The sequence below is a fragment of the Azospirillum argentinense genome (genome assembly GCF_000632475.1).
Lineage (GTDB): Bacteria > Pseudomonadota > Alphaproteobacteria > Azospirillales > Azospirillaceae > Azospirillum > Azospirillum baldaniorum.
The window spans coordinates 916,143-931,626 of record NZ_CP007793.1 but is presented as its reverse complement, the minus strand read 5'-3'; the positions used below and the strand labels follow the sequence as shown (position 1 = coordinate 931,626).

Here is a 15,484-nt window from a genome sequence, read left to right as displayed (position 1 = left end):
CTCGCGCGAATGTGAGGAGTTTTGCCGAACGATGCCCGAACGCACCGAATTCGACGACGATGAGGACGAATACACCGGAACGCAGGATGGCGAAACCGGCGAAGGCACGCGGCAGCGCTGGAGCGTTCCCGACGATGTCGGCGGCCATCGGCTCGACAAGGCCCTGGCTTCGGGGCTTCCCGGCCTGTCGCGGTCGCGTGTGCAGGCGCTGCTGGAGAAGGGTTGCGTGCAGGACGGCACCGGGCGGACGGTCACGGACCCGTCGATGAAGGTCAAGCCCGGACAAACTTTCGACGTTTTCATCCCCGAAGCTGAACCTGCACAGCCCGAGGCCCAGGACATACCCCTGGACGTGGTCTATGAGGATGAGGACGTGTTGGTGATCGACAAGCCCGCGGGCATGGTGGTCCACCCCGCCGCCGGCAATCCGGACGGCACGCTGGTCAATGCCCTGCTCGCCCATTGCGGCGACAGCCTGTCGGGGATCGGCGGCGTGCGGCGTCCGGGCATCGTCCACCGGCTCGACAAGGACACCAGCGGCCTGATGGTCGTCGCCAAGAACGACCGCGCGCACCACGCGCTGACGGAGCAATTCTCCGGCCGCACGCTCAGCCGCACTTACCAGGCGCTCGTCTGGGGCGTCCCCTCCCCCCGCGAGGGGCGGATCGAGGGCAACATCGGGCGCAGCAGCAGCGACCGCAAGAAGATGGCCGTGGTCACCGGCGGCGGGAAGCACGCCGCCACCCGTTACCGCGTCGTCCGCTCCTTCGGCACGGCGCTGGCGCTGGTCGAATGCACGCTGGAGACCGGGCGCACCCACCAGATCCGCGTGCACATGGCGCACATCGGCCACCCCATCGTGGGCGACCCGCTCTATGGCAAGGGGCGTGCCGGACGTGCCGGCGGCAAGCACGCCTCAGCCCTGCCGGAACCCGATCGCGAGCGGTTTGTTGGCTTTCCACGGCAGGCGTTGCACGCTGTGGGATTGACCTTCCGCCATCCCGCAACAGGGGAGACGGTCCGCTTCCAGGCGCCGCTACCCACGGATATTAAAGATTTGTCAGATTTCTTAGAATCCCTGTAATCCACTATACCCGCGCGCAGAAGTCGGTTATTCTTCGCGTCAACAGCCACCAACGCTCACGCTTGCATCCGGGACCATCCTCGGCGGATCGAACGGGCAAGCGTACGGCGAGGCGGCGCAGAACAGTGAACGGCCGTGTGCCCGTCAGAAGGCACGAACAACAGCCGTCGGAGAGGGTCCAACATGGCGACGACATCCAGCGTTCCGGTCATCAGTTCCGAAAGCAACCTCTCGCGCTACCTCCAGGAAATCCGCAAGTTCCCCATGCTCGCGGCGGAGGAGGAGTACATGCTGGCCAAGCGCTGGCAGGAGATCGAGGATTCGGACGCCGCGCACAAGCTGGTGACCAGCCATCTGCGGCTCGTGGCGAAGATCGCCATGGGCTACCGCGGCTACGGCCTGCCGCTGTCGGAGCTGATCTCCGAGGGCAACGTGGGCATGATGCAGGCGGTGAAGCGGTTCGACCCCGACCGCGGTTTCCGGCTGGCGACCTACGCCATGTGGTGGATTCGCGCCGCCATCCAGGAATACATCCTGCACAGCTGGTCGCTGGTGAAGATGGGCACCACGGCGGCCCAGAAGAAGCTGTTTTTCAACCTGCGCCGCCTGAAGGGCCAGATGCAGGCCATCGAGGAGGGCGACATGTCGCCCGAGCAGGTGCGCCACGTCGCCACGACCCTCGACGTGCCGGAGCAGGACGTCGTCAACATGAACCGCCGCCTGGGCGCACCCGACCATTCGCTGAACGCGCCGCTGCGCGCCGACAGCGAGGGCGAGTGGCAGGACTGGCTGGTCGACGAGACGGCGAACCAGGAAATCTCGCTCGCCGAGAACGAGGAGCTGGGTAAGCGGCGCAAGCTGCTGACCGCCGCCATGGAGAACCTGAACGAGCGCGAGCGCGACATCCTGGTGGAGCGCCGCCTGCGCGACAACCCCACCACGCTGGAGGATCTGTCGCAGAAGTACGGCATCAGCCGCGAGCGCGTCCGCCAGATCGAGGTGCGCGCCTTCGAGAAGCTCCAGAAGGCCATCCGCAACGCCGCGGTGGAGCAGAAGCTGGCTGGGTGATTAACCCTCTCCCCTCTGGGGAGAGGGTGGTCCGAAAGGGCCGGTGAGGGGGATGGGCGTGGCGGTACGTCCGGCACAAGCACATCCCCCTCACCCTAACCCTCTCCCCGGAGGGGAGAGGGGACATTGTATGAAGTCGCCGCCCTCACGCCCCCGCGGGTTCGGCCAGTTGATCCTGCTCGTCCGGCGAGAGGCTGCCGGCCTCGTCGAACAGGTCGCCGGCGACCTCCGGTCCCCATTCCTGGACGAGGCCGACCTTCACGTCCTTCAGGGCGCTGACCCGCTTTTCGGCGCGCATCACCTCGAAATTCGCCACCATCGGCGGGATGCCGAAATAGAGCGCCCAGCCGATCGCCGCCGCCCCATACATGATCAGCCAAGCCAGCGGGTCCATGAAGATCTTGCCGGCGGCCCCGATGGTGTGGTTGTGCTTCCACAGCTCGATGGCGTAGGGCATGCAGCCGCAGAAATTCAGCCCGCCGACGGTGATCGGCGCCGATTTCTCCGGGTCGCGGTCGGTGACGTAGGCGACGATGGTCGGGATCATGCCGATGCCGAACAGGATCGAGGTGGGCAGCACCACCAGACCCGCCGGGATGATCAGCAGGATCAGCGTCAGCATGCTGCCCTTGCGCTTCTTCTTCTTTCCGCCGCTCTTGCCGCCGCGCGCCATGGGTGCCACCCGATCCTTGGTTTGAAGGCCGCCGTCAGAAGGCGAAGAAGAGGATGATGCCGCCGACCAGAAGGGTCGACAGCAGGCTCGACACGATGGCCGCCACCTGCCGGCCGGACGATTCGATGATGCTGTTCCGGTCGCCGATGCTCTGCCGCAGTTTGTTGATCTCGGCGTCGGCCTCGCGGTAGGCGATCTGGGCGGCCTCGAACTCCAGCTTGTCGCGGCGCAGCGCCTCCGGATCGTCGACGATCTTCAGCAGGTCGCCGAGGCGACCGTTGTGGGCGGCAGAGTCGGCCAGCTTGCGCACATTGTCCTGGTGCGGCCGGCTGTGGAAGCGGCGGAAGGCCGGGTCGAGCAGCGACACCACCCAGGCGGCGAGGTGCGACAGCCCGTCGGTGCCGGTGCGCGCCTGCACGTCGGCCAGGATGGTCAGCATGGCGATCACCCGGCGCATCGGCTCAATGCTGGAGCCGAGCTGGGTGTAGAGCATCTCGTCGGTCCGCCGGTGCCGCACCGCCAGGAAGGCGGCGACGTGGCGGTCGATGGGGTCCTTGTGCCGCTCGCTCCCTGCTCCCATCCAGTCGAGCGCGCGCAGCAGCTCCGCCGGATTGGTCGGCATCTGCTTGGCGATCAGCGGGCTGATGCAGGGCATGGTGGGGTTCATCTCGTAGAGCACGCGCTCCACCCCCAGACCGTGGCCCGTGCGGTCCAGCAGACCGCGGACCTGATCGAAGTTCTGCACCATCGGCACGAACTCCGGCTTGAAGTCGCTCTGCACGCTCACCCAGAACATGGGAAGCTGGTTGGCCAGGACCTCGGCCGACGGCTGCGGCGACTCGCCGCGCAGGAAGGCTTCGGCCAGCATGGTGCCGATGCCGTCGGGCATCATCGCCTTGCCGCGGTAGCGGATGGGTGCGCCGGGGTCCAGCGCCATGCAGACGCGCGACACCAGCCGTTCGGCCATGCTGCCGCCCTTGCCGGTGGTCGAGGCGGTCTGCACCGCGTTCGCCACCGCTTCGGCCCGCGCGTCGTCGCCCATGGAGCGGCGCAGCCACTTGTCCAGCTCGCCGCCTTCGATGACCGTGGCGGCGGGCGCCACATGGCGGGCGAAGGCACGGGCCAGCGTCCGGCAATGCCAGTAATCCTGTCCCTGGAACTCCAGCGGACGGGCGGCGCGGCGCGGCACCTGCGGCTGCTTCGGGCTGAGGCGGCGCCCGGCGACCCAGAGGTCGAGGTCCTGAAGCGTCCAGCGCTGCTTGGGATCGTCCACCAGCAGGCCGCGGATCACCTCGCTGATGGCCAGCGGCAGGCGCATCTGGCCGACCAGCGCCGGGTAGGACCCGCGCTCGATCTTGGCCTGGAGGATCGCCTCGTCCTCCGCCGCCCCCACGGGGTTGCGCCCCAGCAGCAGGAGCAGCAGCGTGACGCCCAGCGAATAGAGGTCGTCGGCCATGGTGCCGGTGCCGCGCCCGGCCGGCGAGGCCATGCCGCGCTCCACCGTCTCCAGCAGGACCGTCTGGCCGTAGCCCGGCGGGGTGGACAGGCATTCGCCCAGCATCAGGCTGCTGGAGGCCAGATCGCGGTAATAGAGGTTGGTCGGGCGGATCGCGCCATGGACCACGCCGCGGCTCGACAGCTCCTTCAGTGCCGCGACCAGCGGGTGGATAATCTGCCGGGTCAGATGATCTTCGGGGATCGGGTCCGTGGCCTCGGTCAGGCTGTTCATCAACCGCTTGCCCGCCGGACGCTCGAAGATCATGCAGAGGCGGCGCCCCTGGCTCGCCGGCCAGTCCACCATGCCCCAGTCGAGCAGGCGCATGTGGGCTTGGTTGTCGAGGCTGGCGATGGTGGCGGCGATGTCGGTGCGGGCCAGCGTGGCGCCGTGGCCGATGATGGCGAAGGCTTCGGACCGCTTGTCACGCAGCGGCTTGGCCGTGTAGGCGTTGCCGCCGATGGCGTTGAGAGCGGCGAGCGGCGCGCTGGGGTGGATTTCGTACCGCTCGGCCAGCTTGACCGGCTCGGCGTTCGCCATCATCCGATCCGCGGCGGCTGCGGTCATGGCATCGGATGGCATGGCGTTCGAATCCCCGGAGCCTGCGAGCGTGTGCCAGCCTTAGTCGCTCGAAAAGGGCAAACAAATTGTTAACGCGGGGAAAGTGGTCGCATCGGGCCCCCTCCCCGACCCTCCCCCGCTTTTCGCGGGAGAGGGAGATAGTCCCCTCCCTCACCGAAGGTGGGGGAGGGTTAGGGAGGGGGCCCAAGGCCTACACCTTCACATCAATCCTGGAACGGGTCGTTCATCAGGATGGTGTCGTCGCGCTCCGGGCTGGTGGACAGCAGGGCCACCGGAGCCTGGATCAGCTCTTCCACATGACGGACGTACTTCACCGCCTGGGCCGGCAGCTCCGCCCAGGAGCGGGCGCCCTGAGTGCTGTCCTTCCAACCCTCGAAGGTCTCGTAGATCGGCTCGACGCGGGCCTGGGCGCCGGCGTTGGCCGGGAAGTAATCCAGCTCCTGCCCGTCCAGACGGTAGCCGACGCACACCTTGATCTCGTCGAAACCGTCCAGCACGTCCAGCTTGGTCATGGCGATGCCGTCGATGCCGCCGGTCTTCACAGCCTGGCGCACCATCACGGCGTCGAACCAGCCGCAACGGCGCTTGCGGCCGGTGACCACGCCGAACTCCTTGCCACGCTGGCCGATCAGCTCGCCGACGTCGTCGAACAGCTCGGTCGGGAACGGGCCGGAACCGACGCGGGTCGTGTAGGCCTTGCAGATGCCCAGCACATAGCCGACGGCGCGCGGGCCCATGCCGCTGCCGGCGGCGGCGTTGCCGGCCACCGTGTTGGAGGAGGTGACGTACGGATAGGTGCCGTGGTCGATGTCGAGCATCTGGCCCTGGGCGCCTTCGAACAGGATGCGCTTGCCGGCGCGGCGCAGCTCGTCCAGCGTCTTCCAGACGACCGAGGCGTAGGGCAGCACCTGCGGGGTGATCTCGCGCAGCGGGTCCAGCAGGTCCGCCGGCTTCATCTCCGCAGCACCCAGGCCGCGGAGCAGCAGGTTGTGGTGGGCCAGCAGGGCGTCCACCTTCTCCTTCAGCACCGCCTCGTCGCCGAGATCGCAGAGGCGGATGGCCCGGCGGGCCACCTTGTCCTCATAGGCCGGGCCGATGCCGCGGCCGGTCGTGCCGATCTTGCCGGCGCCGCGGGCCTCCTCGCGCGCCTTGTCGAGCGCGCTGTGGACCGGGAGGATCAGCGGAACGTTCTCAGCGACCTGGAGCGTGGCGGGGGACACGTCCACGCCCTGGCTCTTGATCGCCGTCACTTCGCGGATGAAGGCCCAGGGGTCGAAGACGACGCCGTTGCCGATGATCGACAGCTTGTTCGGCCGAACCACGCCCGAAGGCAGCAGGCTCAACTTGTACGTCACGCCGTTGATCACCAGCGTGTGGCCGGCGTTGTGACCGCCCTGGAAGCGCACCACCACGTCGGCCCGGCTGGACAGCCAGTCGACGATCTTGCCCTTGCCCTCGTCGCCCCACTGGGCGCCGACCACCGCCACGTTGGCCATGTGTGTCTCCGCAAAAAAAGAAGGCAGAAAGAAAACGTTGCCCATGCAAAGGCATCCCCCGACCTTGCGGGGGAAGCCTCATCGTGAAGTCTCAAGTCAGCGGCGTGACCGTGCCGCCGTCCAGACGGTGACCGCAGTCCAGCCGTCGGGCCTCCGCCGCCGCGTCCGCCACGGGGGCCAGCCCCGCCACGGTGACCCAGCCCTCGGCGCGCAGCTTGCCCGCTGCGGCCCAGGAGGTGCCATGCGGCACATAAACGCGCTTGGCCGGCTCCGGCGCCGGAACGGCGCGCAGGAGCGTGTCCATGTAGAGGGTGAAGCCGGTCCCCGGCTCGCCCTCCTCTTCCACGCCCGGACGCACGCCGGCGCGGTAGCGGCCCCCCGCCCCCAGCTCGCCGCGCACGTCGCGCGCGAACAGGGTGAAGCTGAGGCCGGTCTGGTATTCGAAGCCGCGGTGCTCCACCAGATCGACGGTGATCGTCAGATCGGGGCGCGCGGCGCGCAGCAGGCGCAGGGCGTCGGTCAGGCGGCGCCGGTCCTTCTCCGCCGTCTCCGGCAGGGGCAGCGCCGACAGAACCTCCATGGCGCGCTCCGCCGGGCCGGAGGCGGCCATCAGCGTTTGCAGCAGCGAGGCCGCCGGACCGCCGACCGCGCTCACCGCCGCGGCGTCCTTCTTGTCCAGCGCCTCGCGCAGGCGGGCGGTCTCCTCCTCGCCGAGCCCGAGGCCGCGGCAGACGCGCGCCACCATGGTCGGAACGCAGAGATCGACGGACAGGTGCCGCACCCCCACCCCTTCCAGGGCGTGGGCGGCGAGCAGGATCACCTCGGCGTCCGCCTCGGCCTCCAGCGGGCCGATCAGCTCGACGCCGACCTGGGTGATCTGCCGCTCCGGGCGGAGCTGCGAGCCCTTCACGCGCAGCACCGGCCCGGCGTAGCACAGCCGCACCGGGCGGGCGCCGTTCTTCAGCCGGGTGGTGGCGATGCGCACGATCTGCGGGGTTATGTCGGCGCGCACGGCCATCATGCGCTGCGACAGCGGGTCCATCAGCCGGAAGGTCTGCTTCGCCATGGCGGCGCCGGAACCGGACAGCAGATTGTCCTCGAACTCGACCAGCGGCGGCTCGACGCGCTCGTAGCCGTGGGCGGTGAAGTCCGCCAGCAGGCGCGCCACCGCCGCCGCTTCGTGCGCCGCTTCGGGCGGCAGCACGTCGTGCAGGCCGGCGGGCAACAGGGCGGAGCTCAGGGAATCAGCGGGCATGGCCTGCGTCGTCTCGTCGAATGGGTGGCAAACCGTCGGCATGGCGAGAGCCCGCACGTCCGGTGGGCATGCGGTGCTCGGGCATACGGAGCGGGTCAATACCCCACCCCGCCTTCCTCATGCAAACGGAAAAGCCCCGCGGCTCATGCCCGTCTCCCCTGCGCCGACGACAGGCGCCCGTCCGGCGCGGTTCGGAACATGAATGCATTCCAATCTAATCTTTGTTGAGTTTGATGCGAAATCTCCGGCATCCTGTGTACGAACCGTGCCGGCAGCAGCGGGGCAATGGCACCATGGCACGCGCGTCCGCCAGCTACGAAGTGCAGATTTACGCCCAGGACCACTGGGTCCTCGAAGGCCGCTTCGATACCGAGGCGGAGGCGCTGGTCTTCGGCCGCAAGGCGCTGTCCGGCGGCAAGGTCGAGGGCATGCGGGTGGTGCGCGACTGGCGGCGCCCGGACGGCCGCCATGTCGAGACGGAAGTCCATGTGGAGTTCCGTCAGGTCTCCCGCACGGTGGCCGCCTCCCCCATCGACGAGGCGCCGGCGCTCTGCCTCACGCTCGACCATTGCTACGGCGTGCAGAGCCGGATGGCTATGAACCGCGTCCTGCGCAATTACGTGGAGCGCGCGGTGGTCACCCCGACCGAAGTGCTGCACAACCACGCGGAACTGGCGCGGCTTCTCAACACCGACAACCTCGTGCCCACCGCAGTCGGTCGGGTCGCCGCGCTCCAGGCGGAAAAGGCCGGGACGGACGGGCGCGGGCGACGCGACGCGCTGAACCTGCTGATGCACGAACTGACCGACCGGGCGCGCGTCGCCGCCGCGCGCAAGGACCTGCCGGCCATCGCCGCCACCGGCTTCCGCCCCATGTTCGACCGGCTGGATTCGAGCCTGCCGGCGGCGGAGCGCGACTTCCTCGCCTGCGTGGTCCTGTCGCGCGAGCTGGTGCAGATGCGCAACTGGCTGGCCAAGCTGGACTTCCTGGGGGAGCTGGCGCGGGAGGGCGGGACCGCGGCCGACCGCCCGCTGGGGCTGCTCGACGGCGTGATCGCCGACGTTCTGGGCGCCCCCTCCGTCGCACAGGAGCTTCTGGGCGTCCAGGGCAGCCTCGCGGAAGCGCTGTGCAACCTGATCGACCTGTCGCGGGGCCGCCTGTCCCCGGCCAAACGGGCGGAGGATGATCGTGCCGTCCAACTGAACGAGCTTCTCGCCTTCCACGACCTCGACCAGACGCGGCTGGTTATCCTGGATCTGGTGCGCCGGCAACTGAAGGGCACGCAGCCGCTCTACCGCTCCGACCCGTCGCTGGAGATGGACGCCTTCCAGGAGATCCTGAAGCGCACGCTCGGCCCCGACGGGCCGGCCGGGGGCGGTCCGATGGCGGAGGCGCTGGTCCTGCGCTACCTGCGCTTCCTGGAGGGCGGCGGGGCGCCGGGCCGCAAGCAGGCCATCACGGAGGTGACCGGCCGCATCCCCGACGCGCGGGACCGGGTGCGCTTCCTGCTTGCGCTGGCCGACTCTGACCTCGGCCATGGGCACGCCGGGGACATCGCCCGGCTGCTGCACGCGCTGACCGGCAACCCGGCGGGCTATGGCCGCTTCATCCACCCCCGCCTGCCGCCGCGCGACAATCTGGAAGCGCTGACCCTGCTCTATTGCCAAGCCGCCGACTCGGCGCTTCCGGAGGATGCGCGGACCCGCCTGACCGGCGACCTCGACGCGCTTCTGGTGGCCTACATCACCGAGGACCGGGTGGTGGAGCGGCTGGACGATCCCGGCGATGCGCTGCGGCTGCGCGCGAACCGTCTGCTGCAGGTCTGCGCGCCGGGAATCCTGCGCAGCCGGCGGGCCCTGGAGATGGTCCGGCGCCGCGTGGTCGAGCATCTTCGCCAACCGCAATTCGACCGGAAATACGTGGAGGACCTGCCCGACGCGGCGGCGCAGCAGCGCGCCCTGCGGGAGTTCTACCGCATGTTGGGAGAAGCCGGTTTCGTGTGAACCTCGGACGGTCCGACCGCCCCGATGCCGATGGACAGCACCCGCCCCTTTGGATAATCAGCGCATTACATCGGCAAAGACGGGGGGCCGCCATCGGCCTCCGCGGCGACGAAGGGCACAGCCTTGGGCAATGGCGTCGGCAATGGAATTGCGCTGGGACCGGTCTTCCACATCATCGGCATCCTTCTGACCATCCTGGGGCTCGGCATGCTGGTGCCGGCGCTGGCCGACGCCGCCGTGGGCAACAGCGACTGGACGGCCTTCGTCGGTTCCAGCGCGGCGACGCTGGCGGTCAGCGGCGGCATGGTGCTGGCGACGTCGAGCAAGGAGCACGCGCGCTTCACCGTGAAGCAGCATTTCCTGCTGACCACGCTGTCCTGGTGCGTTCTGGCGACCTTCGGCGCCCTGCCCTTCATGATCTCCGCCGCCCGCCTGTCCTTCACCGACGCCTATTACGAGGCGATGTCGGGCCTCTCCACCACCGGGGGCACGGTGATCGTCGGGCTGGACGACGCCCCGCCGGGGGTCCTGCTGTGGCGCTCGCTGCTGAACTGGTTCGGCGGGGTCGGCATCATCGTCATGGCGATCGCGGTGCTGCCCATCCTGCGGGTCGGCGGCATGCAGCTCTTCCGCACCGAGTCCTCCGACAAGGGCGACAAGCCCTTCGCCACGGTGCAGGACACCGCCGGCGCCATCGCCATGATCTATCTGGCGCTGACCATCCTGTCGGCGGTGGCCTACCATCTGGCCGGCATGACGTGGTTCGACGCGATCAACCACGCCATGGCTTCCATCGCCACCGGCGGCTTCTCGACCAAGGACGCCTCGCTCGGCTGGTTCGACTCCCACGCGGTGCTGTGGGTGGCGACCGTTTCGATGATCTGCGGGGCCTTGCCGCTGACTTGGTACATCCGCCTGCTGCGCGGCCAGCGCAACGCGCCGCTCTCCGGCGACAGCCAGGTGAACGCGCTGCTGGCGATCCTGCTGGTGGCCGGGGGCGCCATGACGGTGTGGGCCTTCACGGTGGTCGGCCTGCCCTTCCGGGACGCGCTGAGCCATTCGGCGGTGAACGTCACCTCGATCATCACCGGGACCGGCTTCGTCTCCACCGACTATTCGACCTGGGGCAGCTTCGCCGTCGTCGCCTTTTTCTTCTTCTACTTCATCGGCGGCTGCACCGGATCGACGGCGGGGTCGATCAAGGTCTTCCGCTGGCAGGTGCTGGCCTTGTCGATGCTGAACCAGATGCAGCGGATGCTGAAGCCGAACCGCGTGCTGGTCCCGCTCTACCAGGGCAAGGTGCTGGACGAGGATGTGGTCGGCTCGGTCATCAACCTCGCCTTCGCCTTCATGGCGGCCTTCGGCATCCTGTCGCTCCTGGTCGCCGCAATGGGCGTGGACTACCTGAGCGCGGCCAGCGCCGTCGCCTCCGCACTGGCGAACGCCGGGCCGGGGCTGGGGCCGGTGGTCGGCCCGGCGGGCACCATGGCCCCCCTGCCCGACGCCGCGAAATGGGTGCTGAGCTTCGCCATGCTGTTGGGTCGGCTGGAGGTCTTCACCGTGCTGGTGCTGATCCTGCCGAGCTTCTGGCGGGATTGACCGGGCCATGAAAATGGCCGCGCAGAAACGACTCAGCCGCGCAGCCTGTCCAGAATCTGTTGGCTGTGATTCACCCCACCAAAGAAGACGGCGAGAATCCTGACCTCGACCACCCCCTCATCGATTTGGAAATAGAAGATGAAATTTCGACTGGTGACGGTGCGGATGCCGGATCGAATTTCCGGATGCTCGGTGCCACGATGCGGATGGGCCTCGAAGGTCCGCATGTAGGAAAGGGCGTCGCCGATCCGCACGGCGGCCCGTTCCATCGCGCGCTCCCCATCGTCACCCAGGTCTCGATAAGCCTGAACGAGATGATCCTCGATCAGGTCGAGGTCTCGGGTGACGGAGGCCGCACGGCGGACCTTATAGAGCCGCACGCGCACGCCGCTTGCGCTCCAACATCGCCCGGGTTTCCGCTTCACCGTCATCAAGATCGACGAATGCACCGGCGCGGCGTTGGTCGATCAAGATCCGCAGCGCTTCGATCTCGGCGTTGCTTCTCTCGGTGTCGCGCCGAAGCATGTCGAGACCGCGCTGGAGCACCGCGCTGAGGCTTGGATACTGCCCGGTCTCGACAAGGCTGCGTGCGAAGGCTTCCTGTTCGTCGGTCAGCGAGATCGAGGTCTTCACGGTCATGCGTTGCCCTCCCTCACCAACCAAGTACTACCCAGTAGCACCAACGTCAAGGTTCAGCGCCCGAAGGTCTCCGCCTTGATCGTGGCGAAGGCCCAGTCGAGCCAGGGCAGGACCGCCTCCATGTCCTCGTTCTCCACCGTGGCACCGCCCCACAGGCGCAGGCCCGGAGGGGCGTCGCGGTAGGAGCCGGCGTCGAAGGCGGCCTCCTCCTTCTCCAGAAGTGCCGCGAGCTTCTTGGCGAAGTCGGCCTGGGCCTCCGGCGTCAGGGCGGTCACCTCGGGGTCGGTGAAGCGCAGGCAGATCGAGGTGCAGGAACGCGTCGCCGGATCGTCCCCCAGGAAGCCGGCCCAGGTCGAGGCCGCCACCCATTCCGAGACGATGCGCAGGTTCTGCTCCGACCGGCGGATGAGCTGGGTCAGGCCGCCGACCGACAGCGACCAGCGCAGCCCGTCGATGGCGTCCTCCACGCAGAGCATGGACGGCGTGTTGATGGTGTCGCCGACGAAGACGCCCTCGATCAGCTTGCCGCCACTGGTCAGGCGGAAAATCTTGGGCAGCGGGCGGTCGGGCTGGAAGCTCTCCAGCCGCGCCACGGCGCGCGGGCTGAGCACCAGCATGCCGTGCGCGGCCTCGCCGCCCAGCACCTTCTGCCAGGACCAGGTGGCGACGTCGATCTTGCTCCAGGGAATGTCCATGGCGAAGGCGGCGGAGGTCGCGTCGCAGATCGACAGACCCTCGCGGTCCGCCGGAATCCAGTCGCCGTCCGGCACCCGCACGCCCGACGTCGTGCCGTTCCAGGTGAAGACCACGTCGCGGCTGAAATCGGCCTGCGACAGGTCCGGCAGTTCGCCGTAGGGGGCCTGGATGGTCCGCACGTCGGACAGGCGGAGCTGCTTGGTGACGTCGGTCACCCACTCCTTACCGAAGCTCTCCCAGGCCACCATGTCCACGCCCCGCTCACCCAGCAGGTTCCACAGCGCCATCTCCACCGCTCCGGTGTCGGAGGCCGGAACGATGCCGATGCGGTAGTCGCCGGGGATCGCCAGCACGGCGCGGGTGAGGTCGATGACCTCCTTCAGCTTCGCCTTGCCCGGCTTCGAGCGGTGGGAGCGGCCGAGCAGCGCGCCGTCCAGGGCGTCCAGCGACCAGCCGGGCCGCTTGGCGCAGGGGCCGGAGGAAAACAGCGGGTTCGACGGCCGGCGGGCGGGCTTCATGGACACTCTACTCCCCGGAACATGGGATTGCGGTATGGCCGGGGACGATAGGAGGTGCGCGGGACCCCGTCAATCAGCCGCTCACGCGCAGCAGCGTCGCCTGGATGTGCCGCGTGCCCGCCGCGTCGCAGATGTAATAGCAGACCGCCACCCGCCCGTCCGCCAGAACGGTCGCCCAGGGATAGCCGACGTCGGGCGACGGAGCGTCGGCGCGGACGATGATCTCCGGCGCGCTTTCCAGCGTCTCCCGCCGGCTGTCCCAGACGCGGGCGCGCACGCCATAGGGCTGGTGGCGGTAGCCGTAGACGACGAACAGCCGCCCGTCCGGCAGCGGGCAGGCGTCGTAGGGATGCCCGATGACCGCGCTCTCGATCCAGGGCGCCCAGCTCTCCCCCAAATCGCGGGAGACGGAGGTGGCGAGGCGGTCGCCCAGCCCGGTGGTGCGGTGGAAGGCGACCAGCTGCCCGTCGGCGGTCAGGTGCAGGGCGGTCTCGCAGAAGCCGGCCCGTCCCGCCGGATCGCGCGCGATAGTGCTGCGCAGCGCCCAGCTTTCCCCCTGGTCGCGGGAGGCGAACAGGTAGCTGGTGTAGGGGCCGCCGGTGTAGGTCGCCATCAGCAGCGTGCCGTCCGGCGCCTCCACCGCCCGGCCGCGCACGGCGCCGCCAAGCATCGGGCGCAGGCCGGGCAGGATCGGCCCCTGGTCCGGCAACTCCGGCAGGTAGCGGTGCGCCGACCAGTGCCGCCCGCCATCGTCGCTGACGCGGGTGCTGCCGCCCCAGAACAGGAAGAAGGTGCCCGACGTCTCGGCGTTGCCCAGCAGGTGGACGCCCTTCTCGCGCAGCCGCAGGCCGTGGCGCGCCGACATCGGGTACCAGCCGAAGCTGCCCAGGACAATCCGCCCCGAGCGCAGGACCAGCAGGCTGGGGTCCTGATCGCCCGCCTCCGGGTCGGTGGGCAGCGGCAGCGGCGCGCCCTCCGGCTCGAAATCCGGGGTGAAGGACTGGATCACGAGGTGGGAGCGCGAATCCACATGATCGACGCTGGTGAAGTCGCCGTTGCCCTCCGCCGGTTCCCCGTGCAGCCAGCGGTGATCGCGGGCGCGCCGGAAGGCCACCAGCACCCGCCCGTCGGCCAACGTCGCCATTGAGGGGAAGGACGCGTAGAAGCGCCGGTCGCTGTAGACGACGCGATGCGAAAGAATGTCGAGCATACCCCTGGAATCCACCTCGCGCCCGCGGCATTGGGGACGCCCGGCCACTGTCCGTTTGCCGCAATGAAGGATTCCTTTACGGTGCGCGTGATCCCTTGCTAGTCACACGCTTTCCGCAGCCCCGCCCGGCGAAGGTCATGACCGAAGTGAGCACCGAAACGGCCGCCCCCGCGAACATCCCCTACGGCCGCCACCGCGACCGCAACGACCTGTCGCAGGTGCTGCCGCTGACCACCCCCTTCTCGTTGCTGATCGACCCGTCGAACGGCTGCAACTTCCGCTGCGTCTTCTGCGCCACCGGCAACCCGGAGCTGCTGAAGGAAGTCGGCCGGCCGCGCGGCGCCATGAAGTTCGACCTGTTCCGCAAGATCGCCGACGACATCGCCGAATTCGACGCTCCGATCAAGTCCGTCCACCTCTACAAGGACGGCGAGCCGCTGGTGAACACGCGGATCGAACACATGGTCCATCGTCTGAAATCGCGCGGCCTGGCCCGCCACGTCGAGATGACCAGCAACGGCTCCCTGCTGACGCCGGAGCGGGCGGATGCCCTGCTGGCCGCCGGGCTGGACGCCATGCGAGTCTCCGTCTACGGCGCCAGCGACGCCATGTACAAGCGGGTCACCCAGCGCTTCGACCGCTTCCAGACCATCGTGGACAACGTGGCCTATCTTTACCGCCGCAAGACGGAGCTGGGCCGCGACTTCCACCTCCACTGCAAGATCATCAACGTGGAGCTGACGGAGGAGGAGCGGCAGAGCTTCATCGACACCTTCACGCCGATCGCCGACAGCCTGTTCGTCCATCCCCTGCACGGTGAGGCGCTGGCCGAGGAGAGCGCCTTCGCCGCCGCCCCCGACACCGCCCGCAAGGTGTGTTCCGAGCCTTTCCTGAAGCTGGCCATCAACTTCAACGGCGAGGTGTCGGTGTGCTGCGCCGACTGGCGCATGGGGACCATCGTCGGCAATGTCGCCGAGGAGTCGCTGCACGACATCTGGAACGGCGAGCGGCTGCGCGATTTCCGGCTGAAGCATCTGGAGGGCCGCCGCGACGAGATCGAGGCCTGCCGCGGCTGCTCCTACGTCCAGACCCTGCCCGCCGACAACAACCTGGACGGCTTCGCCGCGGACCTCATCGCCAAGTACCGGGTTTAAGCGCCCACAATG

At 68.6% G+C, this 15,484-nt stretch carries 13 protein-coding genes; 5 read left to right on the top strand and 8 right to left on the bottom strand.

All coding sequences use genetic code 11. The annotated features are described in order from the left end of the window. Nucleotides 1-31: 31 nt before the first annotated feature. The gene (locus ABAZ39_RS04380; protein ID WP_038527071.1) at nucleotides 32-1,084 is read left to right on the top strand and encodes an RluA family pseudouridine synthase; all 1,053 of its coding nucleotides are present in this window, start codon (nucleotides 32-34) and stop codon (nucleotides 1,082-1,084) included. Between the two features lie 183 nt (nucleotides 1,085-1,267). Beyond that, the gene (gene rpoH / locus ABAZ39_RS04375) at nucleotides 1,268-2,152 is read left to right on the top strand and encodes an RNA polymerase sigma factor RpoH (RefSeq protein ID WP_038527068.1); all 885 of its coding nucleotides are present in this window, start codon (nucleotides 1,268-1,270) and stop codon (nucleotides 2,150-2,152) included. Between the two features lie 145 nt (nucleotides 2,153-2,297). On the opposite strand, the gene ABAZ39_RS04370 is transcribed toward rpoH, so the two are convergent. The 4 genes from ABAZ39_RS04370 to ABAZ39_RS04355 all read right to left on the bottom strand — a co-directional run bounded on the left by ABAZ39_RS04370 (nucleotide 2,298) and on the right by ABAZ39_RS04355 (nucleotide 7,653). After that, nucleotides 2,298-2,825 (bottom strand): hypothetical protein, encoded by a 528-nt coding sequence (locus ABAZ39_RS04370; RefSeq protein ID WP_038527065.1) that lies wholly within the window; start codon nucleotides 2,823-2,825, stop codon nucleotides 2,298-2,300. A gap of 34 nt (nucleotides 2,826-2,859) precedes the next feature. Next, entirely contained in the window at nucleotides 2,860-4,902 is a 2,043-nt protein-coding gene (locus ABAZ39_RS04365) for a serine/threonine-protein kinase (protein WP_081862875.1), read from the bottom strand. A 203-nt stretch (nucleotides 4,903-5,105) separates the two neighbouring features. Further along, nucleotides 5,106-6,398, bottom strand: coding sequence for an adenylosuccinate synthase (locus ABAZ39_RS04360; protein ID WP_038527059.1), 1,293 nt, complete (start codon nucleotides 6,396-6,398; stop codon nucleotides 5,106-5,108). A gap of 91 nt (nucleotides 6,399-6,489) precedes the next feature. Further along, nucleotides 6,490-7,653 carry an ATP phosphoribosyltransferase regulatory subunit gene (locus ABAZ39_RS04355; RefSeq protein ID WP_035674841.1) on the bottom strand — a complete coding sequence of 388 codons (1,164 nt, stop codon included), beginning with the start codon at nucleotides 7,651-7,653 and terminating at the stop codon, nucleotides 6,490-6,492. 293 nt (nucleotides 7,654-7,946) lie between these two features. Between ABAZ39_RS04355 and ABAZ39_RS04350 the strand changes: the two genes are divergently transcribed. Both ABAZ39_RS04350 and ABAZ39_RS04345 read left to right on the top strand, forming a co-directional pair. Continuing rightward, a complete protein-coding gene (locus ABAZ39_RS04350) occupies nucleotides 7,947-9,656 on the top strand; it encodes a hypothetical protein (RefSeq protein ID WP_038527056.1) in 1,710 nt (569 codons plus the stop codon). 123 nt (nucleotides 9,657-9,779) lie between these two features. Next, the gene (locus tag ABAZ39_RS04345; protein WP_247874977.1) at nucleotides 9,780-11,255 is read left to right on the top strand and encodes a TrkH family potassium uptake protein; all 1,476 of its coding nucleotides are present in this window, start codon (nucleotides 9,780-9,782) and stop codon (nucleotides 11,253-11,255) included. Nucleotides 11,256-11,287: 32 nt separating this feature from the next. Here the strand turns inward: ABAZ39_RS04345 and ABAZ39_RS04340 are convergent, their stop codons facing one another. From ABAZ39_RS04340 to ABAZ39_RS04325, 4 genes are all read right to left on the bottom strand, one after another. Continuing rightward, entirely contained in the window at nucleotides 11,288-11,641 is a 354-nt protein-coding gene (locus ABAZ39_RS04340; protein WP_051657796.1) for a type II toxin-antitoxin system RelE/ParE family toxin, read from the bottom strand. Further along, complete coding sequence (locus tag ABAZ39_RS04335) at nucleotides 11,622-11,894, bottom strand: ribbon-helix-helix domain-containing protein (protein ID WP_038527053.1); 273 nt, start codon at nucleotides 11,892-11,894, stop codon at nucleotides 11,622-11,624. Before ABAZ39_RS04335 ends, ABAZ39_RS04340 begins: the two co-directional genes overlap by 20 nt. Before the next feature lie 53 nt (nucleotides 11,895-11,947). After that, complete coding sequence (locus ABAZ39_RS04330) at nucleotides 11,948-13,108, bottom strand: phosphoserine transaminase (protein WP_038527050.1); 1,161 nt, start codon at nucleotides 13,106-13,108, stop codon at nucleotides 11,948-11,950. 73 nt (nucleotides 13,109-13,181) lie between these two features. Further along, entirely contained in the window at nucleotides 13,182-14,318 is a 1,137-nt protein-coding gene (locus tag ABAZ39_RS04325; RefSeq protein ID WP_038527046.1) for a sialidase family protein, read from the bottom strand. Between the two features lie 137 nt (nucleotides 14,319-14,455). Between ABAZ39_RS04325 and ABAZ39_RS04320 the strand changes: the two genes are divergently transcribed. Further along, entirely contained in the window at nucleotides 14,456-15,472 is a 1,017-nt protein-coding gene (locus ABAZ39_RS04320) for a radical SAM/SPASM domain-containing protein (protein ID WP_038527043.1), read from the top strand. Nucleotides 15,473-15,484: the final 12 nt, after the last annotated feature.